Here is a 26,356-nt window from a genome sequence, read left to right on the forward strand (position 1 = left end):
CCCCGGCACATGAAAGGTGTAACCAGGTGGCCCGAAAAGTTATCGACGAACCGAGCGAGGAAATCGTCGCAGCAGCGAAGAAGGACCGTGCCGCAAAGCGTGGACCCTTCGCCGGGATCATCCTGTTTCTGAAGCAGGTGGTTGCTGAGCTCAAGAAGGTCGTCACACCGACCCGCAAGGAGCTGCTCAGCTACACCGGTGTTGTGCTCGTGTTCGTCGTGATCATGATGGCGCTTGTCTGGGGCCTGGATCAGGTGTTCAGCTGGGTTGTGATCTTCACGTTCGGTACTCCGGCGGCCTAGCCGCTGGCATCCGTTCATCCGAACCTCACACAGCGCAACGTGGCCGTACACCGGCCAAACGAGAGCCAAAGGAAAGAGATTTAAGTGTCGGAGAGAAATCTAGACGACGTCGACTGGTCGACTGCCGCTGAGCAGTCCAGTGAGGACGACGAAGCCCAGGAGGGCAACGTGCTCGCGGCCGAAGAGAACGCTGTCACCCCCGCCGAGCACGAAGCGCTGCACATCGAAGACACGGCGGATGTCATCGTCGACGTCGAGGAGGAGGTCGAGGCTCTCGCCGAGGCCGTCGATCCCGAAGCCGATGCGATCGTCGATGACGCTCTCGAGATCGACGAGGCTGCAGAGGCTGAAGCCGCTGCTCTCGCTCTCGCAGATTCCATCGACGTCGAGCGCGAAGAAGAAGCAGAATTCGAGCCAGAGGTCGCACCGTACGACGGCGAAGAGCCGGATGCCGGCGTTGCCGATGTCGAGGCTGACGCCGCAGGCGACGAGGCCGACGCAGAAGACGCCGACCCGTACGACGCATTCCGCAAGGAACTGCGGAGCCTGCCTGGCAAGTGGTTCGTCATTCACTCCTACGCCGGATTCGAGCGCAAGGTCAAGGCGAACATCGAGCAGCGCAAGGGTTCGCTCGACGTCGCCGACTACATCTACCAGGTCGAAGTGCCGATGGAAGACGTTGTCGAGATCAAGAACGGCCAGCGCAAGATGGTCACCCGCGTGCGCATCCCCGGATACGTGCTCGTCCGCATGGACCTCAACGAGGACTCCTGGTCTGTGGTTCGCCACACGCCCGGCGTCACCGGATTCGTGGGCAACGCCCACAACCCGACGCCGTTGCGCTTCGAAGAGGCCTTCAACATGTTGAAGAGCCTCGTCGAGGTCAAGGAAGCCGCGCAGTCGAAGGCCACCGGAGCGAAGGGCGGCCAGACGGCTCGCTCGATCCCCGCCGAGGTCGACTTTGAAATCGGCGAGACCATCACGATCAAGGAAGGTTCGTTCGCGGGCCTTCCTGGTTCGATCAGCGAGATCAAGCCGGAGAGCGGCAAGCTCATCGTGCTCGTGTCGCTGTTCGAACGCGAGACCCCGGTCGAGCTCAGCTTCGACCAGGTCACCAAGCTTTAGAAGTTTTCTCAACCACCGCGGCCCAACCGGGCCAGCGGGAGAGCACCCGTCACACGGACAGGGCTCGAAACCCAATAAGAAGGAAGAAACATGGCTCCGAAGAAGAAGGTCACTGGTCTGATTAAGCTTCAGATCAAGGCTGGCGCCGCCAACCCCGCCCCGCCAATCGGCCCGGCACTGGGTCAGCACGGCGTGAACATCATGGAATTCTGCAAGGCATACAACGCCCAGACAGAGTCCCAGCGCGGAAACGTCATCCCGGTCGAGATCACCGTGTACGAGGACCGCTCGTTCACGTTCATCCTGAAGACCCCGCCCGCCGCAGAACTCATCAAGAAGGCTGCCGGCGTTGCAAAGGGTTCAGGAACCCCGCACACCGTCAAGGTTGCGAAGCTCACCAAGGAGCAGGTCCGCTCGATCGCCGAGCAGAAGATGGCCGACCTCAACGCAAACGACATTGACGCTGCGTCGAAGATCATCGCCGGAACCGCTCGCTCCATGGGAATCACCGTCGAAGCGTAGTAACACCCCCGGGCATCCGAGTCGCCATCACAGGCGCCGGTTCCCACCCGAGTCCGCCGGACACCGTCCGGCGCCGACTCATGACACAACATTCGTGGCAGCGCCGGCCAGGCGCAAATGACCACATTCTCGAATTGGAGAAATTCACATGGCACAGAAGTCAAAGGCCTACCGGGCCGCCGCCGAGAAAATCGGCACTGACAAGGTCTACACCGCAGCCGAGGCAGTTAACCTTGCCAAGGAAACCGGTTCGGCCAAGTTCGACTCCACGGTTGAGGTTGCCCTCAAGCTCGGTGTCGACCCCCGCAAGGCAGACCAGATGGTCCGCGGTACCGTGATTCTTCCTCACGGAACCGGTAAGACCGCCCGCGTCATCGTCTTCGCAACGGGCCCTGCAGCAGAAGCAGCAATCGCTGCCGGTGCTGACGAGGTCGGTGGCGACGAGCTCATCGAAAAGGTGGCCGCTGGTTACACCAACTTCGACTCCGCGGTTTCGACCCCGGAGCTCATGGGTAAGGTCGGTCGTCTCGGAAAGGTCCTCGGACCCCGCGGCCTCATGCCGAACCCGAAGACCGGAACCGTCACCCCCGATGTGGCCAAGGCCGTCAACGACATCAAGGGCGGAAAGATCGAATTCCGCGTTGACAAGCACTCCAACGTCCACTTCGTCGTTGGCAAGGCATCGTTCTCGCCGGAGCAGCTGTTCGAGAACATCTCGACCGCTCTCGAAGAGGTCAACCGCCTCAAGCCGTCCTCCTCGAAGGGCCGTTACATCCTCAAGGGAACCGTCTCGACCACCTTCGGTCCTGGCATCCCGATGGACATCAACTCCATCTAGTTCCTCGGAACACACAAAAAGGACCTCGCTTCGGCGGGGTCCTTTTTGCGTGCCAGGCGGCATCCGGTGCTCCATAAACTAGCGGGATGACCCTGACTGTTCGACGTGCCCAACCGACGGATGCCGCGGGGCTGGGGGAGCTCGCTGCCGCCACTTTTCCGCTCGCCTGCCCACCCGGCAGCGCGCCGGAAGCGATCGCCGAGTACATCGCCGGCAACCTGACGGCGCAGAGCTTTGATCGGTACCTCGACGACAGCAACCGGGTCATCCTGCTCGCCGAGGATGCCGGCGAGCTGATCGGGTACATGATGCTCATCGGCGGAGAGCCGACGGACGCTGACGTCGCTGCTGCGGTGATGATCAGGCCGACCATCGAACTCAGCAAGGCTTACGCACTGCCGGGGGCGCACGGCAGGGGTGTGGCGGTGGCGCTGATGGCTGCGACTCTCGACGCGGCGAGAGAACGGGGAGCAGCGGGCATCTGGCTCGGGGTCAACCAGCTCAACGCGAGGGCGCTCCGGTTCTACGAGAAGAGTGGGTTCGCCATCGTTGGTGAGAAGAAGTTCTCCCTCGGCCCCGAGGTGCACAACGACTTCGTCATGGAGCGGACGCTCGCGGGGCAGTCGTGAGGTGGTGACGGGCGAGCAGGTTGATCCCCAGCGCTGACAGCAGGAAGACGGCGCCAAGAACCATCCAGCCCATCGTGCCGTGGGTGAGCACTGTCGCGCTGATGACGAGCGGCGCGGCCATAGCGCCGAGCGAGTAACCCATGGCGAAGACCCCCTGGTAGGCACCGGCGCGCGACTGGTCGGCGAGTTCGAAGCTCAACCCCCAGTTGCTGGCGCTGGAGAGGATCTCGGCGAACGAGTGCACGACCATGGCGAGCACGAGGAGGGCGATGGCGACGCCGATGGCGACGTCAGCTGACCCTGCGTAGAGCCCGCAGGCGACCACCATGAGGATGCCGGCGAGCACCGAGATCTTCCCGGCGTGCGCGACATCGTGGGTGCCGCGGGAGAGCCGCACCTGGAACGCGATCACGAGGATCGTATTGAGGATGAGCAGGACCGAGTACACGGCGCTTGGCGCCCGGGTGTCGTGAACGATCCACAGCGGCAGGCCAACCTCGGCCACACCGAACTGCATGCCGAAAACGCCGGAGAGCACGGTGAGCGCGAGATAGGTCGGATTTCGGAACGGTGAGCGTCCCCGCTCCGGCCGGGGCACGTCACTCGTCGGGTCGTGCTGCGGGGCGTCGACGGATTTCGGCAGGCGAGCGAGCACGAACGCGCTCGCTCCCGTCAGGACCGCAGCGATTACCATCACGCTTCGGTAGGCCGTCGGGGTGGCGAGCAGCAGTGCGATTCCGCCGGCGGCACTGCCGAGTGAGATGCCGATGTTCGTGACGGTGCGGAGCACGGCACGGGCGCCCACCCTGCCCTGACCGGTGAAGGCGCGAGCGATGATCGCGCCACGAGTGGAGTGCGCGGCACTCGCGGTTGCCGTGACGACACACGCGACGGCGAGTGCCACGGGGAACGATGTCGCCAGTGGATAGCACGCGAGCGCGACCGCTTCGATGAGCGTCAGCCAGACGGCGAGGCGCCTGGCGCTGAACCGGTCAGCGAGGTGGCCGCCGAGATACGACGTTCCCACTCCGATGGCGCTCGAGATCGTGAGGAGCAGGGCGACCTCCATCGCGGGCAGCTCCACGATGAGTGTGAAGTACAGCACGGTGAGTGTGAGAAACACGCCACGGCCGAGAGTCGAAACGAGGGTGGCGAGGACAAGCCGACGCAGAACGGGATCCTGCGTGATCGAAGCGAACCATCTGCCATCACGACGACGGATGCCGCCTGTAGGGATCGGTGTGGTGTCGGGGAGGGAGGGGGCGTTACTCGGTGGTGCTGCGCTCACGTTCCTTTGTCCCACGCGCGGAACGGCGTCCGTTAGTGATGTAGCGTATGGCTACATGTTGCGGTATCAGCTCAGCGAGTCCGATCTCGGTGGCGTGCGGTTCGGAATCTCGCCGCTGTGCGAACTCGGTCTCTCGCTGCGGTCGATCCGGGATCCCGGGCGGTACCCACTGCAGCTGCCCTGGGTCCTTCGAACAGAAGACGCGAGGCGCTCCCTCGACACCGAGGTGCTCGCGGCGCTGGTCAACGACCGGTTGTGGACACCGGACTTCCTCAACCCGCGGCCGGACTCGCCCCTCACGCGGATCGAGAACGAACTGGCCCGGCTCGAGGCCCTCCCCGCCGCCGACTTTTTGCGCGGTGTGCTCTCGGTTCACCCGGATCTTCCTGCGGTCTTTGCCGGCCCACCTGACCGCGCAATACGCCGGATGGTGAGCGCACTTCGTGAGTACTGGGATGCGTGCTTCCGGCCGCACTGGCCCCGGATGCGGGCGATCCTGGAGTCCGACATCGTCCACAGGGGCCGTGTCGTGGCGCTCGACGGGCTCGCCGTCATGCTCAACGGTGTCTCCTCGGCGGTGACCTATGAGAACGGTGTGGTGTCGATAGCCCTTGCCGCACCCGAGAACCGGACCGAGCACACGGATGGCCTCGGTCTCACCCTCGTGCCAACGATGTTCACCCGGCGGGCGTCGGCGCCTGTCGAGGCCGGGCAGGCCCCGCTTGTCATGTACCCCGCGCGCGGCCAGGGAGCGATGTGGGAGCCGGAGACCCTGGCGCCGGAGGGCGCCCTCGTCAGCCTCATCGGGTCGCGGCGCACGGCGCTGCTCAGGGCACTGGGGTCGCCGGCGTCGTCGACTGAGCTCGGGATCAGGTTCGGGATCTCCACGTCGGCGGTCAACCAGCACCTGCGGGTACTCGCAGACAACGGGCTCGTGACGTCAACGCGACACGGGCACAGTGTTCTCTACTTCCGCAGCGAACTCGGGCAGGCGCTCTCGGATCGAGCGAGCTGACGTTCGGGCCGGTGGGACTTCTGCGCCGCCGGAAGTCTGCGCCCCCCCGGAAGTCAGTGAGCGGGAATCGTGAGCACAATCTTGCCGCGGGTGTGCCCGGATTCGAGCGCCTCGTGCGCCCGCGCGGCGTTGCCGAGCTCGAAAACCTGGTCGACGAACACGCGGACATCGCCTGACTCGAGCAGGCGGGAGATGGTCGAGAGGCTGTCGCCGTCCGGTGCGACCTTGTACGTGGTCGCGCGCATTCCCGCGTCAGCGGCCTCGGCGAGAAAGGTCGGCCAGCTGCCGGTCGGCGCATTGACGATGAGACCGCCATCGCGCAGCACAGCGAGAGAGCGCGAGCCCGTGTTGTCGCTGACATTGCCGACCAGGTCGATCACCACGTCAACGTTGCTGACGGCATCCTCGAATCGGGTTGTCGCGTGGTCGATGACCTCGTCGGCGCCGAGCTCACGCAACCACTCCTGATTGCGGGTCGATCCCGTTGCGATGACGTGCGCCCCGAAGTACTTGGCGAACTGCAGCGCGAAGTGCCCGACGCCACCGCTGGCAGCGTGGATGAGGATGCGCTGGCCCTGGTGTGCCTTGGCGACCTCGACGACCATTCCCCAGGCGGTCAGCGCGGCGAGCGGGACGCCGGCGGCTTCGACGTGCGAGAGCGCCGCTGGTTTCTTTGCGACGGACAGGCTCGACACGGCGACATATTGCGCGTAGCTGCCCGAGGTGCGCGGAACCATGGTCATGCCGTACACCTCGGTGCCAGGGGCGAAGGGGTGTGCCTCATACGGCGACTTCACGACGACGCCGCTGAAGTCGTAGCCGAGCACGGCGGGAAAGCTCGGGATGCCGGCGGAGACGCCGCGTCCGGCCCGCGTCTTCGCGTCGATCGGGTTGATTCCCGCAGCAACGACCTGCACGATGAATTCGGAGTTGTACGGCGCCGGCACGGGAACGGTGGCCTCGTGCAGCGAACTCGCCTCGCCGGTGGTGTCGATGACCGCCGCGCGCATGGTCTCGGGAACGACGGGCGGGGCCGATGCTCCCGCCGGGGAAGCATCAGGTGATCCAGTCATGCCCCGAGTCTGCCACGCAATCCCCACACCCTCACGCATCGCTGCCCCCTGTCGTTGTTGCTCTGGTTACAGCTAACGCCCGCAATGAGTCAGTGGTGTTACGGCCGAGTTCCCTCCCAGCAAACAATCCCGAGCCGCGACGGCGCGCGGGCCCTCGCCCTCCCCGGGGCGCTTTCGTCCCCCGAGCGCGACAGATCCATGCCCGCGCTGCATAAACATCTGCAGCGGGGGCATGGAAGTGCAGCGGTCGGGAACAGGAGGCCAGACATCCGACCCGACTCGGGCAGCGCGGCTCAGCCCGCCTCGGCGGGGCTCGGATCGGGACCGGGGATCAGGGAATGTCGTACGGGTCGTCGTGCACGAGGTACCGCGACACCCGCGTGGTTCTGCGGTGCAATTCGTCGATGAGGTTGTTGGCGAGCCCGACCAGCTGGTTGATCTGCTTCTCGTCGCGGTCGATCCAGCGGCACATCGGCTCCTCGCCGACGGGAACGAAATTCGCGTGCTGCTCCCAGACCACGAGAGTCCGTTCTGCCCCGAGTACGTACTGCTGCCACCAGATCTGGCGGAGGTAATTGCGGGGAACGCTCGACCACGGCTTGGTCGTTGTCTTGATCTCGGCCAGTACGAGTGCGCCGGACGTCGACACGGCGAGGCCGTCAGGGGTCGCGAGGTGGCGCTTCTCGATCTCCGCGTGGAACAGCGCCGATGACGGCGAAATGCCGTGGGTCGCGGCGACCCAGCGAGCGATCTCGGGCTCACGCGCCCGACCGTGGTCGGTGTAGGCGTTACCGGAGAAGCCCGGGCCACCGCCGAGTTTTTCGGTGGCGACGGCGTCGATCGACTTCGCGCTCGAGAGTCGGGCAACATCCGTCGCGGTGATCCCGCGAGAGCGAGCCCGGAGCCAGGCCACCCGGTCCGATGAATCGGCAACGAGGCGGTCGAGATGGCTGGAAGTCACACCTCTATTGTGCCTCGGCCGGGCGGATGCTCCCGCCACCGGCGTCCTGTCGGCGCGCCTCCGTGCGATGGCTGGCCTCTGGCGGCGACGTCACCGCAAACCGCTGGGCGGCGTTGCCGGTCACGGGGCGTCAGAGCGCCTTGGCGGCCGCCCGGAGCACCTGGTTGAGCGTGGGAACACCCGTCGCGCGGAAGACTTCCTTGCCCGTCTCATCGAGGACGAGGACCGTCGGCGTCAGGCGGATGCCGTCATCCGCCGCCTGGGCATTCTCGATTGCGACGTCACGCTCGACCACCCTGGCTTTGGGCACGAGGCGTTCGGCTTCGGCAAGCACCTCCCGGGCGCGGGCGCACGGGGTGCAGAATGACGAGGTGTAGAGGACGAGTTGCATGCTTACACTCAACCACGCCCGAGCGCCACCCATACCCCCGATGACCCAACTGCAACAGAATGAGCCCATGAGAATTGCTGTCACCGGTGGATCCGGAAAACTGGGACGCACCGTCGTCCGCGAACTGCGTGCCGCAGGGCACGACGTCATCAACCTCGACATGACGGGGGAGCGCGGGCCAGGATTCGTGCGCGTCGACCTCACCGACTACGGGCAGACCCTCGACGCACTGCTCGGTGTCGACGACAGGCACTCGGGGTTCGACGCTGTCGTTCACCTCGCCGCGATCCCTGCGGCCGGACTGGCGAGCAACGTTGCGACGTTCTCGAACAACATCCTCGCGAGCTACAACGTGATGAGCGGTGCTATCCGCGCCGACATCCGCAACATCGTCTATGCGTCGAGCGAGACGGTTCTCGGCCTGCCGTTCGAGACGCCACCGCCCTACATTCCCATCGATGAGGAATACGCGGCACGGCCGGAGAGCACCTACTCGCTGGTCAAGCACCTCGAAGAGCAGATGGCGATCGAGCTCGTGCGGTGGAACCCCGACCTCAAGATCATCGCGCTGCGGTTCTCGAACGTGATGAACCCCGAGGATTATGCGGAGTTCCCGGACTTCGACTCTGACGCGTCGCTGCGGAAGTGGAACCTGTGGGGCTACATCGACGGACGGGACGGCGCCCAGGCGGTCGAGCGCGCCCTCGAGCTGGACACGACAGGGTTCGACCGGTTCATCATCGCGGCGGCAGACACCGTCATGTCGCGCCCGAACGACGAACTCGTTGCCGAAACGTTCCCCGGCGTCCCTGTGACGCGCGAGCTCGGCAAGAACGACACACTGCTGTCGATCGACAAGGCACGACGGGTGCTCGGGTACAACCCACAGCACTCCTGGCGCGACTGACCGTTGCCGGTCTGGTGGGTGCGCGGCCTAGAGTGTGCCGCGCACTCACGCGGGGGTTGTGGCGGTTCGCTCCGATCCCGTCAGCCACAGCGCAGCGGCGCACGCGACGAGCGCGGCCGCAGCGAGGGGGAAGTCGAGCCCGTACGCCGTGATCGCGAGTATCGGCAGCACGAACAGAACAACGGCGACCGGCGTGGCCCACGACGCCGCGATTCGCGGCGCACCCGTCGGCGGCACTTTCTCGAACCTGATCAGCCAGAGCGACAGCACCCACACGGCCCCGAGAACCAGAAGGAAGAACGGCAGCCGTGTCCACCACCATTCAGCGCTCCCTGGCGCGGGCAGCGGGAGCGGCAGGAGCAACTGGATGCCGATGAGCACCATGATCATCGGCAGGTGCCAGAGGTAGACCGTCATCAGCCGCGATCCGACGAGGAACACGGCACCCTGCGCCACTCGCGTGCGCATCATCGCGGTCAGTGGTGTGTGCAGCAGCGTGAGCGCGGCCGCCTGAATGACGGCGAACACAGCCATGGGCGTGGTCGGCGGCCACTGATTGCCGAGCATGCTCACCGAGTAGCCGCCGAGGGCCACCAACTGCCACACGGCGACGTAGCCGACGGCCACCAGCAGGACGAGTTGCCACCAGCGGCGCTTCGCGAACCAGCCGTCGTAGAGGAAAAAGCCGACCTGGGTGGCGAAGAGCCAGACGAAGGCGACGTTGGGGATGCCGAAGAGCTCCTGCCCGATCTCATATCCGGTCGGCGGGAGCCGGTCGATGCCGAGAAGTCCGCCAACCACAATGAAGCGGATGCCGTCGATCGCCAGCGCTGCGGCGAACAGCGCCAGGAGTACCCACCCGCCGTACCGGTCGTGCCAGCGCATCATCACGGGCGCGAGTGCCTGGACGATCATGTACGCGGCGAGAAACCACAGTGGCGAGCCGACCCCGATCGCTATCGCGTCGACCAGCTCAGGGTCGATTCCGAGCGCTCCGGCAACGCCGAGGACGACGGTGAAGAAGATGAAAACGACGAGCGCCGGGCGGGCAAGGCGGGCGAGGCGAACGCGCACGAACCGATCGGCGGTCGTGCCCTTCGCAACGGCCGACCGCCAGCCGGCCCTCGCCGCGTAGCCGCCGACCACGAAGAACAGCGGCATGATGTTCGCGATCCAGGTCGCCGCGTTGAACCACGGCTGGAACTCCACGGTCCTTTCGATCAGGAGCGAGCCGTTCGCGTCGCGGCCGACCCCCGTGAACAGGATGTGAACGAAAACGACGAGCACAACGCAGAACACGCGGGCAAGGTCAAGGGTGAGGTCGCGCCCCGCTGGAACTGTGCGGCTGGCCACGTCGACGGAGCGGGTCATGCCCCGAGAATAGTGGGCGGCTCACCCAGGGGTGTAGCGACACGAACAGGGGTCACGGGCGTCGCCAAGATTGCTCATAGGTGGTTCATAGCAACAGGCAGATACTGGAAATGTGAGCGCATTCGAGTCTTCGTCACTGCCAGCGGCATCCGTGCCCCTGAAGCGAGCGGATGGCAGCGCCATCCGTGTGCTCGTCGTCGACGACGAGAACAGCCTGACCGACCTGCTGAAGATGGCGCTTCGCTACGAGGGCTGGGAGATCCGCACCGCGGACACCGGCCGAAAAGCACTCGACGTTGCGCGGGAGTTCCGCCCGGATGCCATCGTGCTCGACATCATGCTTCCGGACATTGACGGCCTGAGCGTTCTGCACCGTCTGCGCCAGCAGGGCGACGATGTCCCGGTGCTGTTCCTCACCGCGAAGGATGCGCTCGACGACCGGATCGCCGGCCTGACCGCCGGCGGAGACGACTACGTGACGAAACCGTTCAGCCTCGAGGAGCTCGTTGCCCGCCTGCGCGCCCTGATTCGGCGATCGACGCTGACCGGGGTGACCGATGGTCCCGTCATCACCGTCGGTGACCTCACCCTCGACGAAGACAGCCACGAGGTCATGAGGGGTGGAACCCCGATCGAACTGACCGCGACCGAATTCGAACTCCTCCGCTTCCTCATGCGCAACCCGCGACGGGTTCTCTCCAAGGCACAGATCCTCGATCGGGTGTGGAGCTACGACTTCGAGGGCAGGGCGAGCGTTGTCGAGATCTACATCTCCTACCTGCGCAAGAAGATCGACGCCGGACGGCCGCCGATGATCCACACGGTTCGCGGTGCCGGATACATGCTGAAGGCGGCCGAGACGACGCCATGAAGCGGATGTCGCGGTGGACGTTGCGGCGGCGGCTCGTCGCCGCTGTCGTCGCATTGCTCGCGCTCGCCGCTGTGATTATCGGCTTCGCGAGCGTGGTGAGCGTGCGTACGGTGCTGCTCGACCGTGTTGACGCGCAGCTCACGGCGGCGACCTCGCGGTCGTACGGCGCCGAGGAAGCGCGCCGCGGTAACGATGGCCCGATGTCCCCGCGGGAACAACCGCCGGTGCCCGAATTCATCGGGGTTCCCGGCCAGTCAGCCGGCACGCTCGGCGCGATCATCTCCGGGGGAGCTGTGCGCTACGCCGGATACCTCGATGACGCCGGCAACCTGCAGCCGCTGACAGCCGGACAGGTGGAGACGCTGCTGAGGGTGAGCATGGACGGTCAGCCGGAGTCGATCGACCTCGGTGGTGAGCTCGGTTCCTACCGGGTGGTGGCCGTCGAGGCCGGTGATGGGGTGATGATCGTTGGCCTTCCGCTCGCAGACCTCGAGTTCACGCTCGGGCAGCTCATTGCCGTGATCGGCGCGATTGCCCTCGGCGTTCTCGTTGTCGCCGGTGTGGCCTCGTATGTCATCGTGAGGCTCGCACTTCGCCCGCTCGACCGGGTGGCGAATACGGCGACCGCCGTCTCGGAACTGCCGCTCGACCGTGGCGAGGTCGCGCTCGCGGTCCGCGTGCCCGCCGAGGACGCCGACCCTGAGACCGAAGTCGGGCGGGTTGGTGCGTCGATCAACCGGATGCTCGGTCACGTCGCCGCCGCGCTCTCCGCTCGCCAGGCATCCGAGAACAAAGTCCGAACCTTCGTGTCGGATGCCAGCCACGAACTGCGCACCCCTCTCGCCTCGATCCGCGGATATGCCGAGCTGACCCGACGGTCCGGCGAGGAACTGCCGGAGGACGCCGCATACGCGCTCGGCCGGATCGAGTCTGAAGCGGTGCGGATGACCGCGATCGTCGAAGACCTGCTGCTGCTCGCACGACTCGACGAGGGCCGGGAACTGGCGAAGGACCCGGTCGAACTGAGCGCGCTGGTGACCTCGGTCGTTCACGACGCCCAGGCGGCGGCGCCCGGCCATGACTGGCAACTCGAACTGCCCGGGCGGGAGGTGTTCGTGCGGGGCGACGCGCAGCGGTTGTTCCAGGTGGTCGCGAACCTCCTCGGCAACGCGCGAGTGCACACCCCGGATGGCACCCGCGTGGTCACCGCAATCACCGCCGACGACGAGACCGCCGAGATCACGGTCACCGACGACGGCCCCGGCATCGACCCAGCCATGCTTGGATCGGTGTTCGAACGGTTCGTGCGCGGGGACTCGTCCAGGCAGCGCGCGTCGGGCGGAACCGGGCTCGGGCTCGCCATTGCCCGCGGGGTCATCGAGGCACACGGCGGCACCGTCGCGGTCGAGTCAGTGCCGGGTCGCACCAGGTTCAGCATCCGCCTGCCCCTCGCCGATCTGACCGCCGAGGCTGATCCCGAGGGCAACGACAGCGCTCGCGCAATCCCCTGACAGCGGAGTCAGCGTCGCGCTACAGTGGCGGCAACCCGGAGGAGAACCCATGACCGAAGTCGCGCCAGCCACGTCACCGAGCGCCGTTCTGTTTGACATCGACGGCACTCTCGTCGACTCCAACTACCTGCACGTCGAGGCCTGGGCGCACGCCTTCGCCGACGTCGGCGCGGAAGTCTCGTCGTGGCGCATCCACCGCGCGATCGGCCTTGACTCCCAGAAACTGCTCGACGCGCTGCTGGGTGACCAGGTCGACGAGCTCGGTGACCGCGCGAAAGAGCTGCACTCGCAGTACTACAAGGAACTCGCCGATCGCTTGCGTCCGCTCGACGGCGCGAGGGACCTCTTGCGTGAACTCCACGACCGTGGCCTCAGGGTCGTGCTCGCCACCTCCGCTCCCGAGGACGAGCTGGAGATTCTCACCGGCAAGCTCGACATCGATGACGCCATTGATGCGACCACCAACGCGGACGACGTCGAGACGGCGAAGCCCGACCCGTCGATCGTCGAGATCGCGTTGAAAAAAGCGGGGGTAGATGCGGGCGAGGCGATGTTCGTCGGCGACTCGGTCTGGGACTGCATTGCCGCGTCACGTGCCGGCGTTCGGACTGTCGGCCTGCTGTCCGGTGGGTTCAGCTCGGCTGAACTCCTCTCGGCCGGCGCCATCGCCGTCTATGACGACCCGGCCGCACTGCTTCGCGAGTTGTCGCTCAGCCCGCTCGCCTGACGGCGGGCAGGCGATTTGGCGAAGTGACACGGATGCCATAAGCTGAGACAAAACCAAAGACCGCAGGTTTTCGGCGTGCTCGCGCAAGTGTGCATCCGATCGAAGGTTCTCAGCTGAGACAACCCGCGCAGGTGAACGAAACATTCTTAGAGATTCTCTCGAAATGCTCCGTGCGCTTGCGCCGGAGCTCTTTTTTTTGCCGAAAACCGACTGCCCCTTTTGGCTCGCATCGCCTCCGCGGTGCGAGGAAGACTAATCAAGGAGTGGCTATGGCGAACAAGGAAGCCTCGGTTGCCGAACTCACGGAGAAATTCCAGAGCTCGACCGCCGTTCTGCTGACCGAGTACCGCGGCCTCACTGTTGCTCAGCTCAAGACGCTGCGCAAGAACATCAGTGCGGACGCAACCTACGCCGTGGTGAAGAACACGCTGACCAAGATTGCTGCGAACAACGCGGGCATTTCGTCGTTTGACGAAGAGCTCGTTGGTCCGTCGGCCATCGCTTTCGTTCACGGAGACCCTGTCACCGTTGCAAAGAGCATGCGCGACTTCTCCAAGGCAAACCCTCTCCTGGTGATCAAGGGCGGTTACTTTGACGGTAACCCCCTGACCGCCGAAGAGGTAGGCAAGCTCGCCGACCTCGAGTCCCGCGAAGTTCTGCTCGGCAAGCTTGCCGGCGCCTTCAAGGCCTCGCTGTTCGGAGCCGCATATCTGTTCAACGCACCGCTGTCGAAGGCCGTTCGCACGGTCGACGCGCTGCGTGAGAAGCAGGAGTCCGCTTCCTAGGTTCAGACCTGGGACAGCGGTGAGTAGACCAAAGAAATCTAAGGGAGAAAATCATGGCAAAGCTGTCAACTGAAGAGCTGCTTGAGCAGTTCAAGGGACTCACGCTCATCGAGCTCAGCGAGTTCGTCAAGGCATTCGAGGAGACCTTCGAGGTCACCGCGGCTGCACCCGTCGCTGTTGCTGGACCGGCTGCTGCCGGTGCCGCTGCAGAAGAGGTTGAGGAGAAGGACTCCTTCGACGTCATCCTCGAGTCGGTCGGCGACAAGAAGATCCAGGTCATCAAGGCTGTCCGCGAGCTCACCTCGCTCGGCCTCGGCGAGGCCAAGGCCGTCGTCGATGGTGCACCGGGACCCGTTCTCGAAGGTGCAAACAAGGAGACCGCCGAGAAGGCAAAGGCTGCTCTCGAAGAAGCCGGCGCAACCGTCAACCTCAAGTAATTTGCGCCCTTCGGGGCTCTTACTTGTGGCGTGACCCGCGGGGTATTCCTTCGCGGTCGACAACGCTCCACCGTCCCTGACACGTGTGCTTCGGCATCCGTCTGTCTGGGGCAAACGAATGACGTCGCTCCTCACGGAGCGGCGTCATTCGTGCGTTAAGCCGTCTGTTCTTCGGCAGGCGCCCGCTCGGCAACACCGGGCACAGCCCGCGTCGGGGCAAGCGGTGCCGTGCTGGTTCGGACGATCAGGCGGGCCGGAACGTCGACAACGGCGGCTTGCGCCGGGTTTCCGGCGACCGCGTCGAGAAGGGCCGTCGCGGCGTCGCTGCCCTGCTGGCGCGGCCGTTGCTCGATCGTGGTCAGCGAGAACATCTCGGCATACTCGTGTCCGTCGATGCCGATGACCGAGAGGTCGCCAGGCACACGAAGTCCGAGACGCCTCGCAGCGATCATGGCGCCAATGGCGATCTCGTCGCAGGAGGCGAACACGGCAGTTGGCCGCCGGTGGGCACTGCTCAGGATGTTCGCACCGGCGTCGTAGCCCCCGGGCAGGCTCATGGCCGTCGTCTCGATTCTCGACTCGGACTCCAGGCCAGCCGCCGCCATCGCCTCGCGGTAGCCAGCGCCGCGCAGCGCCGCGACGGAGAACTGCGACTCATCGGCGCCCTCGCCTCCGATGTGGACGATGCGCTGGTGACCGAGGCTGATCAGGTGCTCAGTGGCCCGCCTGGCAGCGCCCCTGTCATCCATGGCGAGCGTGGGGATGCCATCGGTGGGAAACCCGATACCGACGAGGGGAATCGCGAGTCTGGTGAGCGCCTGGCGTTCAGCTTCGGTCGGTTCGACCCCGATGAGGATGATGCCGTCGAAGCGCTTGCGGGCGAGGAAGAAGTCGAACACGCGCTGGCGGTCCGGCGAACCGGCGTGCAGGTTGTACAGGGTCATGTCATACCCGCGGTCGAGGAGTGCCTGTTCGATCCCGTCGAGGACCTCGCCGAAGAACCACCGGTTGATGAAGGGCATGACGACGCCGATGTTCTTGGTCTGCCCGGTCACGAGGCTCGCCGCGTTGGAGGATGCGACGTAGCCGATCTCCTCGGCGGCAGCGATCACGCGCAGCCTGGTCGCCTCAGCGACGTAACCATTCCCGGAGAGAGCGCGAGACGCCGTAGCCTTCGACACCCGGGCTCTGGCGGCAACGTCAGCGATGGCACTGGACACTGGGCCTCCGATCGCCGGTGAAAGTAGGGGACCCACCCTCGCTGGGAATGCGGTCGGTCACAGGTTAGCCGATAGATGCTCCACATGGAACCGGTTACACAAAGGGCGGTGCCGCGGTGCCCTCCACGTCGCTGCGACTGCCCGCTGGGCGGACGCAGCACGTCCCCTGAGAGCGCGCGCCCATGCGGATCGGCGTTGGCCCGGTCCGGCTTGTGAATCTGCCCGCTGTGCCGTAGTTTGTGCATGGAACCGGTTCCCTATGGGGCGCCGGACCCGCACCTGCAGTGCTGAGGCGACGAGCTCGCCTCACGAACACACTCAACGAGGAGACACAGATGAGCTTGAAAAAAACCCATCGCCGGGTGCTTGCGCCGCTTGCAGCGGCGAGCATTCTCGGCCTGGCACTGACCGGTTGCACCGGCGACGTCGCAGCTGGCGACAAGGAGAACACCGACTGCTCCGACTACGAGACGTACGGTACCTTCGACGGCGGCGAGGTCAGCATCAGCGGAACGATCGTTGACGCCGAGGCCGACCGTCTCCTCGAGTCATGGGCTGACTTCGAGACCTGCACGGGGATCGACATCTCGTACCAGGGCACCAAGGAATTCGAAGCGCAGATCGCCGTGCTTGCCGAGGCTGGCAACGCGCCCGACATCGGAATCGTGCCGCAGCCGGGCTTGCTGCAGCGACTCGCTACCGGCGGCTGGCTCCAGCCGGCACCTGAGGCCGTTGAAGCCAACGTCGACGAGTTCTGGGGCGAAGACTGGAAGACCTACGGCAGCCACGACGGCACGTTCTACGCGGCGCCGTTGATGGCCAGCGTCAAGGGCTTCGTCTGGTACTCACCCACCGATTTCGAAGAAAAGGGCTACGAAGTCCCCGAGACACTCGACGAGCTCACGGCTCTGAGCGAGCAGATCGTCGCTGACGGCCAGCAGCCATGGTGCGTCGGATTCGGCTCGGGCGACGCGACCGGCTGGCCCGGAACCGACTGGGTTGAGGACTACGTCCTCCGCCAGGCCGGCGCTGACGTGTACGACCAGTGGATCAACCACGAGATCCCGTTCAACGACCCGCAGATCGTCGCAGCATTCGACGCCGTCGGCGAGATCATCAAGAACCCCGACATGGTCAACGGTGGACTCGGCGACGTGTCCAGCGTCATCTCCACCGAGATGGCTGACGGTGGTCTTCCGATCCTCGACGGCGAGTGCTCAATGCACCACCAGGCATCGTTCTACGAGGGCTTCTGGCCTGAGGGAACCGAGGTCAGCCCCGACGGAGACGTCTTCGCTTTCCTCCTTCCTTCGGTTGAGGCCGGCGGCGAAACCGCTGTCACCGGTGGTGGCGAGTTCCCCGTTGCCTTCAACGAGGGCGAAGAGGTTGACGCTGTCCGTGCCTACCTGTCGAGCGACACCTGGGCAAACATCCGGGTTTCACTCGGCGGCGTGATCAGCGCGAACAAGGGACTTGACCCGGAGAACGCGTCGAGCGACGTGCTCAAGGAGAGCATCGAGATCCTCCAGGGCGAAGACACCGTCTTCCGCTTCGACGGATCAGACCTGATGCCGGCTGCCGTTGGCGCCGACTCGTTCTTCAAGGGCATTGTCGCCTGGGTTTCCGGGGACAGCACCCAGGAGACCGTGGACGCGATCGAATCCAGCTGGCCGCAGGACTAGCTGATACCGCCTCTCAAGGGCGAGGTCGCCTCACGGTGGCCTCGCCCTTGATTTCCCTCGTTCCGAAAGGCGTTGTTTCATGACGACCGCTGACCTCATCGGCAAAATCATCCAGGTTGTGGGTGGCCTCGCGATTTTCGCCGCCATCGTTGGCCTGCTGTTCTTCTTCCTCGACAAGGCCCCCAAGCGTGGCAAAGACTGGGTTCAGCTCGTCGTCTTCCTCGCCCCGGCCCTGATCCTCGTTCTGCTCGGGTTGATCTACCCGGCCATCCGCACGAGCCTCCTGGCATTCACCAACAACCAGGGTGACTTCAACGGCATCGACAACTTCGTCTGGATGTTCACGCAGCCAGCGATTCTGAGCACGCTCCTCAACACGGTGATCTGGGTGCTCCTGGTCCCGACGGTGTCCACCATCGTCGGCCTCGCCTACGCCGTGTTCATCGACAAGTCGAGGGGCGAGAAGTTCTTCAAGGCCCTCGTGTTCATGCCCATGGCGATCTCCATGGTCGGCGCAGGAATCATCTGGAAGTTCGTTTACGACTACCGCCAGTCCGGCGACGAGCAGATCGGTCTGCTCAACCAGATCGTGATCTGGTTCGGAGGCGAGCCGGTTCAGTGGCTGCAGACGTCGCCGATCAACACGTTCCTTCTCATCATCGTCATGATCTGGATCCAGACCGGGTTCGCCATGGTCGTGCTGTCCGCTGCGATCAAAGCGGTTCCGATGGAGCAACTCGAGGCCGCCGAGATCGATGGCACGAACGCATGGCAGAGGTTCACCAACGTGACCCTGCCCGGCATCCGGGGCTCGCTCGTCGTGGTCATCACGACCATCTCGATTGCCACGCTCAAGGTGTTCGACATCGTGCGAACCATGACAGCGGGAAACTTCAACACCAGCGTCATTGCCAATGAGATGTACACCCAGGCGTTCCGGGCCGCAGAACCGGGTCGAGGCTCAGCCCTCGCGCTCGTTCTGTTCGTTCTGGTCCTCCCGATTGTCATCTACAACATCAGGCTCATGAATCAGCAGAGGGAAATCCGATGAGCACTACACCGATCATTCCCACGACAGGCAACGCTGAAGCCCTCGAACAGATCGAGCGCGGTGAAGCGATCGATCTCGGCACCAAATCGAAACGCGTCAAGCGTCGGCTGACCTCGCGCGGTGCGACGTTTGCCGCCCTGATCATCGCCGTCATCTGGACGATCCCGACCTTTGGACTCTTCGTCTCCTCATTCCGGCCGGCGGAGCTCATCCAGTCGACCGGCTGGTGGACGATCTTCCAGAACCCGGGCTTCACCCTCGAGAACTACCAGGAAGTGCTCCTGTCGTCATCGGCGTCGTCGCCGCAGCTCGGTTCCTATTTTGTGAACTCGCTGGCGATCGCGATCCCGGGCACGATCTTCCCGCTGATCCTCGGCGCGATGGCGGCATATGCCTTCGCGTGGATGAAGTTCAAGGGGTCGAACTGGCTGTTCATCCTGATCTTCGCGCTGCAGATCGTTCCGCTTCAGATGGCGCTCCTGCCGCTGCTGCAGATGTTCACCACGTTCCTGCGGCCGCTGCAGGAAACGCTGCACGAGGTCGTCCCGATGATTCCCGAGCAGAACTACCTGCCCGTCTGGATCGCGCACACCATGTTCGGCCTGCCGCTCATCATCTTCCTGCTGCACAACTTCATCTCAGAAATTCCGGGCGAGGTTATCGAGGCAGCACGCGTCGATGGTGCAAGCCCGGGCCAGATTTTCTTCCGGATCGTCCTGCCGCTCGCGCTGCCGGCGATCGCATCGGTGGCGATCTTCCAGTTCCTCTGGGTGTGGAACGACCTGCTTGTCGCGCTCATCTTCTCCGGCGGCACACCGGATGTCGCGCCGCTGACGCAGAGACTGGCCGAACTGACCGGTACCAGAGGGCAGGACTGGCAGCGTTTGACCGCTGCGGCGTTCGTGTCACTCATCATTCCGCTGATCGTCTTCTTCAGCCTCCAGCGGTACTTCGTTCGCGGGCTTCTGGCCGGCGCGACGAAGGGATAATCCCTCAGCATAGTCATCCGTTTGATTGATCACCCTGAGCCCGGCATTCGCACGTCGTATGCCGGGCTTAGGGTGAATTCATGAGTATGCATGGCCGCGGTGGCGGAAGTGGAGCTGGCGGCGGACGGATGCGCGGCGGCGGTGACGAAGAGGCACAGCGTGCCGTGAACGCCAGTGCCCCGCGCGTGCCGCACCTGTTCAAGCGGGTGATGGCGCTATTCGCGCCGCACCGGGCGAAGATCACGCTCACGGTGATTCTGGTGTTGATCGGGGCTGCGCTCAGCGTCATCCCGCCGCTGCTCGTCGAGCAGGCCTTCGACGTCGGTTTGTTCCCGCCGGAGGGCGGCCCAGACCTGCCGGCGCTCAGCCGGATCGTCGCGATCATGATCGGGATCTTCGTGATCGCGACCGGGCTCGGTGTGTGGCAGACCTGGCTGACGGCGACCGTCGGCAACACGGTGATGGGCGAACTGAGGGTCTCCCTGTTCCGCAAACTCCAGGCGATGGAGCTGAGCTTCTTCACGCGCACCAAAACCGGCGTGATCCAGTCGAGGCTGCAGAACGACGTCGGCGGGGTCGCCGGTGCGCTGAGCAACACGATCTCCAGCGTGCTCGGCAACACGGTCACCGTGATCGCCGCGTTCGTCGCCATGGTGCTGATCAACTGGCAGCTGACGATCGTCGCGCTCATCCTCATGCCGATCCTCGTGATCGCGCAACGCCGCGTCGGGCAGGTGCGCGCGCGCATCGCCACCAAGACGCAGGAATCGCTCTCCGACATGACTGCCATCACCCAGGAGACACTGAGCGTCTCCGGCGTGCTGCTGTCGAAGAGCTTCAACCAGCAGCCGGCCGAAATTCAGCGCTACAGCGGAGCGAACGAGGAGCAGGTCGACCTGCAGGTGAAGCAGACCATGAGCGGCCAGTGGTTCTTCGCGATGGTGAACATCTTCCTGTCGTCGATCCCCGCCATTGTCTACCTCGTCGCGGGGCTACTGGTCTCCGGCGGTTCTGTCGACATCACAGCGGGAGCGATCGTCGCATTCACGACCGTCCAGTCGCGACTGCTCTTCCCGCTCATGGCCCTGATGCGGGTCGGACTTGACCTGCAGACATCCGGAGCGCTCTTTGCCCGGATCTTCGAGTACCTCGACCTCACGCCGTCGATCGCCGACCGGCCGGATGCTGTACCGGTGTCGCGCGCGAACCCCCGGCTGGGGAGCGTCGAGTTTGAGGGCGTCACCTTCCGGTACCCCGACGCAGCCGACGACTCGCGGCCCACTCTCGACGACGTGTCGTTCTCGATCGAGCCGGGGCAGTTCGCGGCGTTCGTTGGGCCGAGCGGCGCCGGGAAGACCACGGTGTCGTACCTCGTGCCGCGCTTCTACGACGCGACAGGCGGGCGGGTGCTCTTTGCCGGCACCGATGTGCGTGACCTGCAGGCCGAGTCGCTCGTGTCGAACATCGGGATCGTCAGCCAGGAGACCTACCTCTTCCACGCGACGATCGCCGAGAACCTTCGGTACGCGAAACCGGATGCCACAGACGCAGAACTCGAAGCGGCCGCACGTGCCGCGAACATCCACGAGACGATTGCGTCGTTTGAAGACGGCTACGCCACGGTGGTGGGGGAGCGTGGGTACCGACTTTCCGGTGGTGAGAAGCAGCGGATCGCGATCGCCCGGGTGATGCTGAAGGACCCCGCCGTGCTGGTGCTCGATGAGGCGACAAGCGCCCTCGACACGATCTCGGAGCGGGTGGTCCAGCGTGCGCTGGAGGCGGCATCCGCCGGCCGGACCACGATTGCGATCGCGCACCGACTCTCGACGATCGTGAAGGCCGACGTGATTTTCGTGATCGAGGCGGGGCGGGTCGCCGAGAAGGGCACGCACGCGGAACTGCTCGCACGGGGCGGCACCTATGCGCGGATGTTCGAGGAGCAGCTCGGGGGGCGCGCGCTCGTGGAGTGAGCGGGTCGCTCAGGCGGTCGCGCCGCACTGCGCACGCGCAACAGTAACCCGCCGCACGACCTCGGACGGGGTAGAGAAGACGTGGCTCCCGGTTAATCGCACGATGCGCCACCCCGCCTCGACGAGTCGGTTGAGGCGATCGATGTCACGGTGGAACTGTTCGGCCGTTCGCCAGTGGTGTGCGCCCTCGTATTCGATGGCGATCTTGAGCTCCGGGTAGGCGAGGTCGATGCATCCGAGGAAATTGCCGGCGTCGTCGTATGCGTCGTAATTGAGTGCGGGTTCCGGAAGACCTGCATCGACGAGGATGAGCCGCACCCAGGTCTCGAGCCGCGACCATGAACCCGGGCGGATCCGTCCCAGTGCATCCTGGAGCGCACCCACCCCTGGCCGGCGACCGGCGTCCACCGCAGCCCGGAGCTGGTCGACCGTTGCGAGTGGTGCCCGGCTGAATCCATTGCCGCCCGCCGAGGCGCGCCGGCACACAATTGCGTCGCCCGCTGCAACGAGGTCGTACGGGTGGAGCATCGGGCCGAGGCTGGCCCAGGTTGACGCCGGTGAGGAGAGCTTGAATCCGTTGTGGTCGGTGACTCGGACGAGGCGTGGATGTGCCTGGTGTCCGCGAACTCCGACGCTGCGGGGGGCGCGACCCGGGCGGGGAACTGAAACGTCGAGCACCACATCGCTCAGCGCGGGCAGCGGGATTTCCCACAGGGTGGCGGCTGTCCGGTGGCTGAAAAACTCCAGCGGCTGCATCCGTGTCGCGTACGCCTGTGCGAGGCGGCGCAGGTCCGTGCGGAGATCGTCGGCTGGATCCGATGTGGAAACACCGGTAGTACCTCGGGCGCGCACGCCGTGGAAGGGGCGCTCAAGATCGGAGCCCCGTAGCCTGCCCCGCCCGACGCCCAGCCGATGGGCCTCGGCAACGGTGAAGGCGGCGGGCAGTTCGGGAGGCAGCGGACGATGGGGCAGCATCCGTTCACGGTGGCATGACGTCGTTCGCTCAAACCGGCGGCGAAAGGATCGGTGGATAACGCGCCGCCTGTGGAAAACGCGCCGGTTCCGTTCGGTGGACGCAAGTGCACGCATCAGGGCGTTATGGCGTGCGTTTGTGACAGCCGAAGCCGACGGTGGGGCAGGCGCGGCGGTTCGGTGGTCGCGAATGCACGTGGTGAGGCGATACGGCGTGCGTTTGCGACAGTTGAAGCCGGCGGTCGGGGCGGCGTGGTGGTTCGGTGGTCGCAAATGCACGTGGTGTGGCGATATGCCGTGCGTTTGCAACAGTTGAAGCCGACGGTGGGGGAGCGGCGGTTCGGTGGTCGCAAATGCACGTGGTGCAGCGTTATGCCGTGCCTTTGCGACAGTTGAGGCCGGCGGTGGGGGAGGCGCGGCGGTTCGGTGGACGCAAGTGCACGCATCCGTGCGTCGTGGCGTGCGTTTGTGACAGTTGAGGCCGGCGGTGGGGGAGGCGCGACGGTTCGGTGGACGCAAGTGCACGTGGTGAGGCGCTTTGGCGTGTGTTTGCGACAGTCGAAGCCGACCGTGGGCGGAAGCCGGAGGGTGGGGTGACGGTTCGGTGGTCGCAAGTGCACGCATCCGTGCGTTATGGCGTGCGTTTGTGACAGTTGAAGCCGCACGCGGGCCGCTACGGCGCCGGCCGCTCCTCGAGCATCGACGTCATGAGGTCGATCTCCGCGTCCTGGCTCTTCACCACTCCGGTGGCGAACGTCCGCACCGTCGAGTTCGTGCTCCGGTCGAGCACGGCTTCGGCCATCTCGATCGCACCCTTGTGATGCTCGATCATCAGCTCGAGAAACAAACGCTCGGCCGCCACACCGCTGAGACTCTTGAGCTCCGTGATCTGCTCGGGCGTTGCCAGCCCCGGCATCGGTTCACCGGGCTTGTGCGCGCTGTCGCCTGATCCGTGGTTGTGGCCTTCCCCGTCGAGCGTCGGCGTCGTCATCCACGTCATCGACGGGTCGGACGAGTACTCAGGCAGATCCCACACGTTGAGCCAGCCCTTCATCATGCCCGACTGCGCAGACTGCGTTGTCGCGATGTCGTAGGCGAGCAACCGAACCTCAGCATCATCCGTGAGGTCACGGATGATCATCGCGAGTTCAACGCCCTGGTTGTGGTGGGTCTGCATATCGCGCGCGAAGCCTGCTTCGGCACTCTCGGTCGTCGGGGTCGGGTCTCCGAGCGTCGACAGCCGTCCAACCGAGAACGCGACGATGCCCACGATGACCACCGCGACGAGACCGACGAGGAGCAGCGCGAGGGGTGACCGGCGCCGGGGTGCAGGATCCGATGTCGAGACGGATGCCGCAGCATCCGTCTCGAGGTCGGTCGGTTCAGCAGCCGCCAAAGTTACGCCTTGCCCGGTCCGTCGACGGCGCCGGTGCAGAGAGCGCCGGGCTCGGGGACTTTCTCGCTCTTCCAGTACTCCTCGAAGAATTCGCCGATGCGCTCGTCAGAGGCTTCGTCGATCTGGAGCTGCGCGTTCCACGCGGAGAGGACGATCGGCGTCGGGAGGCCCTCGAACGGAGAGAGGATCACGTAGGTGGAGGGAAGTTTGGCCTTGAGCGCGTCGAGCTCATCGTCGGAGATCGACGGGTCATAGGTGACCCAGACAGCCCCGTGCTCGAGCGAGTGCACGGCGTTCTCGTTCTGCTGCGGCTCGGTGTACACGTCACAGTTCAGCCAGGCCGGGGTGTGGTCGCCGCCGGCCGGGGGAGTCTGCGGGTACTCCACGGTGGTCTCCACGTGGTTGTTCGTGTTCTCGAAGGTCTCGACGCCCTCGATCTCGGCACCTGAGCTACCGGCTTCATAGGTGGCGTTCTTCGGCATCGTCAGCACGATGCTCGCAACGAGCAGCGCGATAATGGCAACGCCGCCGACAATGGCGGCTCCGATACCGATGCGCTTGTTGCGGCGCTTCCTGGCCTGTTCCCGCTTGAACGCCTCCACCTTCGCGGCGCGCTGCTCTGCGCGCTGCTCTTTGATGGTCAACTGCTTCGCCGGGTTACCGCTCTTGTTCGCGGTGCCAGCGGGGGAATCGTCTCGGGGGGTCAACGGGGGCCTCTCGTCGGTGATCGTCGTCGGGGCAGCCGTCGATCACGAGTGCGCGCCGGGCTGCCTTCCATAGTGTATGGCCCGCATGCTCACAGCTTTATGTGAAGAGGATGCCGCCGGCGAGCGTCACGCGCGCCCTGTAACACTTCCGGAGCAGCGGCTAGGCTCGATAAGACGGCCATAACCCGTCACGAGACCGACCCGATCCGGACCCCGGCCACGCACGCACCCCCGAATGGACAGACACGTGAAGTACGCAGAGACCATCGTCGATCTGGTGGGGAACACCCCGCTGATCAAGCTCAACAGCGTCACCGACGGCATCGCCGCCACGGTGCTCGCGAAGGTCGAGTACTTCAATCCGGGTGGCTCGATCAAGGACCGCATCGCGACGCGCATCATCGACGCCGCCGAGGCATCCGGAGACCTGCTGCCCGGCGGAACGATCGTCGAACCGACGAGCGGCAACACCGGTGTCGGCCTCGCGCTCGTCGCCCAGCAGCGCGGCTATAAGTGCATCTTCGTGGTGCCGGACAAGGTCGGCGAGGAGAAGCGCAACGTACTGACCGCGTACGGCGCCCAGGTCGTCGTCACACCGACGAGCGTCGCGCCCGATTCGCCCGAGTCCTACTACAGCGTCTCCGACCGGCTTGCCGCCGAAATCCCGGGCGCATTCAAGCCCAACCAGTACTTCAACCAGAACGGCCCGCTCAGCCACTACGAGAGCACCGGCCCCGAGATCTGGAACGACACAGATGGCACCGTGACCCACGTCGTCATGGGCGTCGGCACCGGCGGCACGATCACCGGCACGGGGCGGTTCCTCTGCGAGGTCTCCAGCGGCGGCGTCCGCATCATCGGCGCAGACCCTGAAGGCTCCGTCTACTCCGGCGGCACCGGCCGGCCGTACCTCGTCGAGGGCGTCGGCGAAGACATGTGGCCCGGGGCATATGACCCGGGTGTGGTCAACGAGGTCATCGCGGTATCGGATGCCGAATCCTTCGCGATGACCCGTCGCCTCGCGCTCGAAGAAGGCCTGCTCGTCGGCGGCTCAAGCGGCATGGCCGTCGTTGCAGCGCTGGAAGCCGCACGCTCCCTCCCCGCAGACGCCGTCGTCGTCGTGATCCTGCCCGATGGCGGACGCGGCTACCTCGCGAAGATCTTCAATGACACCTGGATGCGCAGGCATGGCTTCATCGGTTCAGCGACCGACGAGCGAACCGTCGGTGACCTGGTTCTGGCCAAGGGCGACACAGCAGAGTCTCTGCCGCACCTCCGTCCCGACGACACGGTCCAGAGTGCGGCGGCACTGCTGTCGAAGAGCGGCATTTCCGCGCTGCCCGTGCTCTCCGCCGAGCCGCCCGTCGTTCTCGGTGAGGTCGTCGGTTCGGTGTCGGAGAGCTCGCTCCTCGAGAGCATCCTTTCCGGTTCGGCCACGGTGACGGATGCCGTTTCCACGCTCACGCGGGCACCGCTTCCGCTGATCGGGTCTGGCGAGTCGCTCGACTCCGCGCGCACGGCGCTCGAGGCATCCGACGCACTCCTGGTCATGCACGACGGCAAGCCGGACGCCGTCATCACCCGTCAGGACCTCCTGACCTTTTTGAGCAAGTAGA

Annotated in this window: 26 protein-coding genes; 17 read left to right on the forward strand and 9 right to left on the reverse strand. The window is 65.2% G+C overall.

Annotation, left to right across the window (positions count from 1 at the left end; translation table 11 throughout):
- Positions 1-26: 26 nt before the first annotated feature.
- From secE to C3E77_RS02185, 5 genes are all read left to right on the forward strand, one after another.
- A complete protein-coding gene (gene secE / locus C3E77_RS02165; RefSeq protein ID WP_108390138.1) occupies positions 27-302 on the forward strand; it encodes a preprotein translocase subunit SecE in 276 nt (91 codons plus the stop codon).
- Between the two features lie 84 nt (positions 303-386).
- On the forward strand, positions 387-1,427 hold the full coding sequence (gene nusG, locus C3E77_RS02170) for a transcription termination/antitermination protein NusG (RefSeq protein ID WP_108390139.1): 1,041 nt from the start codon (positions 387-389) through the stop codon (positions 1,425-1,427).
- Positions 1,428-1,517: 90 nt separating this feature from the next.
- Positions 1,518-1,949 (forward strand): 50S ribosomal protein L11, encoded by a 432-nt coding sequence (rplK, locus tag C3E77_RS02175; protein ID WP_108390140.1) that lies wholly within the window; start codon positions 1,518-1,520, stop codon positions 1,947-1,949.
- A gap of 148 nt (positions 1,950-2,097) precedes the next feature.
- A complete protein-coding gene (rplA, locus tag C3E77_RS02180) occupies positions 2,098-2,787 on the forward strand; it encodes a 50S ribosomal protein L1 (RefSeq protein ID WP_108390141.1) in 690 nt (229 codons plus the stop codon).
- An 86-nt stretch (positions 2,788-2,873) separates the two neighbouring features.
- Positions 2,874-3,416 carry a GNAT family N-acetyltransferase gene (locus C3E77_RS02185; RefSeq protein ID WP_108390142.1) on the forward strand — a complete coding sequence of 181 codons (543 nt, stop codon included), beginning with the start codon at positions 2,874-2,876 and terminating at the stop codon, positions 3,414-3,416.
- Here C3E77_RS02185 and C3E77_RS02190 read toward each other — a convergent pair.
- The gene (locus C3E77_RS02190) at positions 3,385-4,704 is read right to left on the reverse strand and encodes an MFS transporter (RefSeq protein WP_162924887.1); all 1,320 of its coding nucleotides are present in this window, start codon (positions 4,702-4,704) and stop codon (positions 3,385-3,387) included. The two genes, C3E77_RS02185 and C3E77_RS02190, sit on opposite strands and share 32 nt — an antisense overlap.
- Positions 4,705-4,759: 55 nt before the next feature.
- Between C3E77_RS02190 and C3E77_RS02195 the strand changes: the two genes are divergently transcribed.
- Positions 4,760-5,719, forward strand: coding sequence for an ArsR/SmtB family transcription factor (locus C3E77_RS02195; protein WP_108390144.1), 960 nt, complete (start codon positions 4,760-4,762; stop codon positions 5,717-5,719).
- Between the two features lie 53 nt (positions 5,720-5,772).
- Here C3E77_RS02195 and C3E77_RS02200 read toward each other — a convergent pair whose 3' ends face one another.
- From C3E77_RS02200 to C3E77_RS02210, 3 genes are all read right to left on the reverse strand, one after another.
- Positions 5,773-6,792, reverse strand: a complete 1,020-nt coding sequence (locus C3E77_RS02200) for an NADP-dependent oxidoreductase (protein WP_418288053.1) — start codon at positions 6,790-6,792, stop codon at positions 5,773-5,775.
- A 331-nt stretch (positions 6,793-7,123) separates the two neighbouring features.
- Positions 7,124-7,792 (reverse strand): YqaJ viral recombinase family protein, encoded by a 669-nt coding sequence (locus C3E77_RS02205; protein WP_416046410.1) that lies wholly within the window; start codon positions 7,790-7,792, stop codon positions 7,124-7,126.
- Positions 7,793-7,883: 91 nt separating this feature from the next.
- Positions 7,884-8,144 carry a thioredoxin family protein gene (locus C3E77_RS02210; protein WP_198410519.1) on the reverse strand — a complete coding sequence of 87 codons (261 nt, stop codon included), beginning with the start codon at positions 8,142-8,144 and terminating at the stop codon, positions 7,884-7,886.
- A 67-nt stretch (positions 8,145-8,211) separates the two neighbouring features.
- On the opposite strand from C3E77_RS02210, the gene C3E77_RS02215 reads away from it, so the two are divergent.
- Positions 8,212-9,051: an NAD-dependent epimerase/dehydratase family protein gene (locus C3E77_RS02215; RefSeq protein ID WP_108390148.1), complete on the forward strand. Its 840-nt coding sequence runs from the start codon at positions 8,212-8,214 to the stop codon at positions 9,049-9,051.
- Between the two features lie 45 nt (positions 9,052-9,096).
- Here the strand turns inward: C3E77_RS02215 and C3E77_RS02220 are convergent, their stop codons facing one another.
- A complete protein-coding gene (locus tag C3E77_RS02220; protein WP_108390149.1) occupies positions 9,097-10,422 on the reverse strand; it encodes an acyltransferase family protein in 1,326 nt (441 codons plus the stop codon).
- 112 nt (positions 10,423-10,534) lie between these two features.
- On the opposite strand from C3E77_RS02220, the gene C3E77_RS02225 reads away from it, so the two are divergent.
- The 5 genes from C3E77_RS02225 to rplL all read left to right on the forward strand — a co-directional run bounded on the left by C3E77_RS02225 (position 10,535) and on the right by rplL (position 14,753).
- Positions 10,535-11,293 (forward strand): response regulator transcription factor, encoded by a 759-nt coding sequence (locus C3E77_RS02225; protein ID WP_269467315.1) that lies wholly within the window; start codon positions 10,535-10,537, stop codon positions 11,291-11,293.
- The gene (locus C3E77_RS02230; protein ID WP_108390150.1) at positions 11,290-12,804 is read left to right on the forward strand and encodes a sensor histidine kinase; all 1,515 of its coding nucleotides are present in this window, start codon (positions 11,290-11,292) and stop codon (positions 12,802-12,804) included. The genes C3E77_RS02225 and C3E77_RS02230 overlap by 4 nt, the downstream gene beginning before the upstream one ends.
- A 49-nt stretch (positions 12,805-12,853) precedes the next feature.
- A complete protein-coding gene (locus C3E77_RS02235; RefSeq protein ID WP_108390151.1) occupies positions 12,854-13,531 on the forward strand; it encodes an HAD family hydrolase in 678 nt (225 codons plus the stop codon).
- A 269-nt stretch (positions 13,532-13,800) separates the two neighbouring features.
- Positions 13,801-14,316, forward strand: coding sequence for a 50S ribosomal protein L10 (gene rplJ, locus C3E77_RS02240; RefSeq protein ID WP_108390152.1), 516 nt, complete (start codon positions 13,801-13,803; stop codon positions 14,314-14,316).
- A 53-nt stretch (positions 14,317-14,369) separates the two neighbouring features.
- On the forward strand, positions 14,370-14,753 hold the full coding sequence (gene rplL / locus C3E77_RS02245) for a 50S ribosomal protein L7/L12 (protein ID WP_108390153.1): 384 nt from the start codon (positions 14,370-14,372) through the stop codon (positions 14,751-14,753).
- A 155-nt stretch (positions 14,754-14,908) separates the two neighbouring features.
- Here the strand turns inward: rplL and C3E77_RS02250 are convergent, their stop codons facing one another.
- Entirely contained in the window at positions 14,909-15,973 is a 1,065-nt protein-coding gene (locus C3E77_RS02250; RefSeq protein WP_108390154.1) for a LacI family DNA-binding transcriptional regulator, read from the reverse strand.
- Positions 15,974-16,308: 335 nt separating this feature from the next.
- Here C3E77_RS02250 and C3E77_RS02255 point away from each other — a divergent pair, with 335 nt between their 5' ends.
- The 4 genes from C3E77_RS02255 (at position 16,309) to C3E77_RS02270 (ending at position 21,665) form a co-directional block, all read left to right on the forward strand.
- Positions 16,309-17,655 (forward strand): ABC transporter substrate-binding protein, encoded by a 1,347-nt coding sequence (locus C3E77_RS02255; protein WP_108390155.1) that lies wholly within the window; start codon positions 16,309-16,311, stop codon positions 17,653-17,655.
- A 79-nt stretch (positions 17,656-17,734) separates the two neighbouring features.
- Positions 17,735-18,706, forward strand: coding sequence for a carbohydrate ABC transporter permease (locus C3E77_RS02260; protein ID WP_108390156.1), 972 nt, complete (start codon positions 17,735-17,737; stop codon positions 18,704-18,706).
- Positions 18,703-19,695 (forward strand): carbohydrate ABC transporter permease, encoded by a 993-nt coding sequence (locus C3E77_RS02265; protein WP_108390157.1) that lies wholly within the window; start codon positions 18,703-18,705, stop codon positions 19,693-19,695. Before C3E77_RS02260 ends, C3E77_RS02265 begins: the two co-directional genes overlap by 4 nt.
- A gap of 80 nt (positions 19,696-19,775) precedes the next feature.
- Positions 19,776-21,665, forward strand: a complete 1,890-nt coding sequence (locus C3E77_RS02270; protein ID WP_198410518.1) for an ABC transporter ATP-binding protein — start codon at positions 19,776-19,778, stop codon at positions 21,663-21,665.
- A gap of 9 nt (positions 21,666-21,674) precedes the next feature.
- Here C3E77_RS02270 and C3E77_RS02275 read toward each other — a convergent pair whose 3' ends face one another.
- The 3 genes from C3E77_RS02275 to C3E77_RS02285 all read right to left on the reverse strand — a co-directional run bounded on the left by C3E77_RS02275 (position 21,675) and on the right by C3E77_RS02285 (position 24,740).
- Positions 21,675-22,640, reverse strand: coding sequence for an endonuclease domain-containing protein (locus C3E77_RS02275; RefSeq protein ID WP_162924888.1), 966 nt, complete (start codon positions 22,638-22,640; stop codon positions 21,675-21,677).
- Between the two features lie 670 nt (positions 22,641-23,310).
- Positions 23,311-24,033: a DUF305 domain-containing protein gene (locus tag C3E77_RS02280; RefSeq protein ID WP_198412180.1), complete on the reverse strand. Its 723-nt coding sequence runs from the start codon at positions 24,031-24,033 to the stop codon at positions 23,311-23,313.
- Between the two features lie 2 nt (positions 24,034-24,035).
- Complete coding sequence (locus C3E77_RS02285) at positions 24,036-24,740, reverse strand: thioredoxin-like domain-containing protein (RefSeq protein ID WP_108390160.1); 705 nt, start codon at positions 24,738-24,740, stop codon at positions 24,036-24,038.
- A 247-nt stretch (positions 24,741-24,987) separates the two neighbouring features.
- Here C3E77_RS02285 and C3E77_RS02290 point away from each other — a divergent pair, with 247 nt between their 5' ends.
- The gene (locus C3E77_RS02290; RefSeq protein WP_108390161.1) at positions 24,988-26,355 is read left to right on the forward strand and encodes a cystathionine beta-synthase; all 1,368 of its coding nucleotides are present in this window, start codon (positions 24,988-24,990) and stop codon (positions 26,353-26,355) included.
- Position 26,356: the final 1 nt, after the last annotated feature.

Origin of the sequence: Mycetocola zhujimingii (genome assembly GCF_003065425.1) — a bacterium.
Taxonomy (GTDB): Bacteria; Actinomycetota; Actinomycetes; order Actinomycetales; family Microbacteriaceae; genus Mycetocola_A; species Mycetocola_A zhujimingii.

What these genes read in the sequence shown, in the direction of transcription:
- rplA (WP_108390141.1), top strand. Translation starts at nt 2,098, where the DNA reads ATGGCACAGAAGTCAAAGGCCTACCGGGCCGCCGCCGAGAAAATCGGC.
- rplJ (WP_108390152.1), top strand. Translation starts at nt 13,801, where the DNA reads ATGGCGAACAAGGAAGCCTCGGTTGCCGAACTCACGGAGAAATTCCAG.
- rplK (WP_108390140.1), top strand. Translation starts at nt 1,518, where the DNA reads ATGGCTCCGAAGAAGAAGGTCACTGGTCTGATTAAGCTTCAGATCAAG.
- C3E77_RS02220 (WP_108390149.1), bottom strand. Translation starts at nt 10,422, where the DNA reads ATGACCCGCTCCGTCGACGTGGCCAGCCGCACAGTTCCAGCGGGGCGC.
- C3E77_RS02270 (WP_198410518.1), top strand. Translation starts at nt 19,776, where the DNA reads ATGAGTATGCATGGCCGCGGTGGCGGAAGTGGAGCTGGCGGCGGACGG.
- C3E77_RS02275 (WP_162924888.1), bottom strand. Translation starts at nt 22,640, where the DNA reads ATGCTGCCCCATCGTCCGCTGCCTCCCGAACTGCCCGCCGCCTTCACC.
- C3E77_RS02235 (WP_108390151.1), top strand. Translation starts at nt 12,854, where the DNA reads ATGACCGAAGTCGCGCCAGCCACGTCACCGAGCGCCGTTCTGTTTGAC.
- C3E77_RS02200 (WP_418288053.1), bottom strand. Translation starts at nt 6,792, where the DNA reads ATGACTGGATCACCTGATGCTTCCCCGGCGGGAGCATCGGCCCCGCCC.
- C3E77_RS02230 (WP_108390150.1), top strand. Translation starts at nt 11,290, where the DNA reads ATGAAGCGGATGTCGCGGTGGACGTTGCGGCGGCGGCTCGTCGCCGCT.
- C3E77_RS02255 (WP_108390155.1), top strand. Translation starts at nt 16,309, where the DNA reads ATGAGCTTGAAAAAAACCCATCGCCGGGTGCTTGCGCCGCTTGCAGCG.
- rplL (WP_108390153.1), top strand. Translation starts at nt 14,370, where the DNA reads ATGGCAAAGCTGTCAACTGAAGAGCTGCTTGAGCAGTTCAAGGGACTC.
- C3E77_RS02185 (WP_108390142.1), top strand. Translation starts at nt 2,874, where the DNA reads ATGACCCTGACTGTTCGACGTGCCCAACCGACGGATGCCGCGGGGCTG.
- C3E77_RS02265 (WP_108390157.1), top strand. Translation starts at nt 18,703, where the DNA reads ATGAGCACTACACCGATCATTCCCACGACAGGCAACGCTGAAGCCCTC.
- C3E77_RS02210 (WP_198410519.1), bottom strand. Translation starts at nt 8,144, where the DNA reads ATGCAACTCGTCCTCTACACCTCGTCATTCTGCACCCCGTGCGCCCGC.
- C3E77_RS02195 (WP_108390144.1), top strand. Translation starts at nt 4,760, where the DNA reads ATGTTGCGGTATCAGCTCAGCGAGTCCGATCTCGGTGGCGTGCGGTTC.
- C3E77_RS02215 (WP_108390148.1), top strand. Translation starts at nt 8,212, where the DNA reads ATGAGAATTGCTGTCACCGGTGGATCCGGAAAACTGGGACGCACCGTC.
- C3E77_RS02260 (WP_108390156.1), top strand. Translation starts at nt 17,735, where the DNA reads ATGACGACCGCTGACCTCATCGGCAAAATCATCCAGGTTGTGGGTGGC.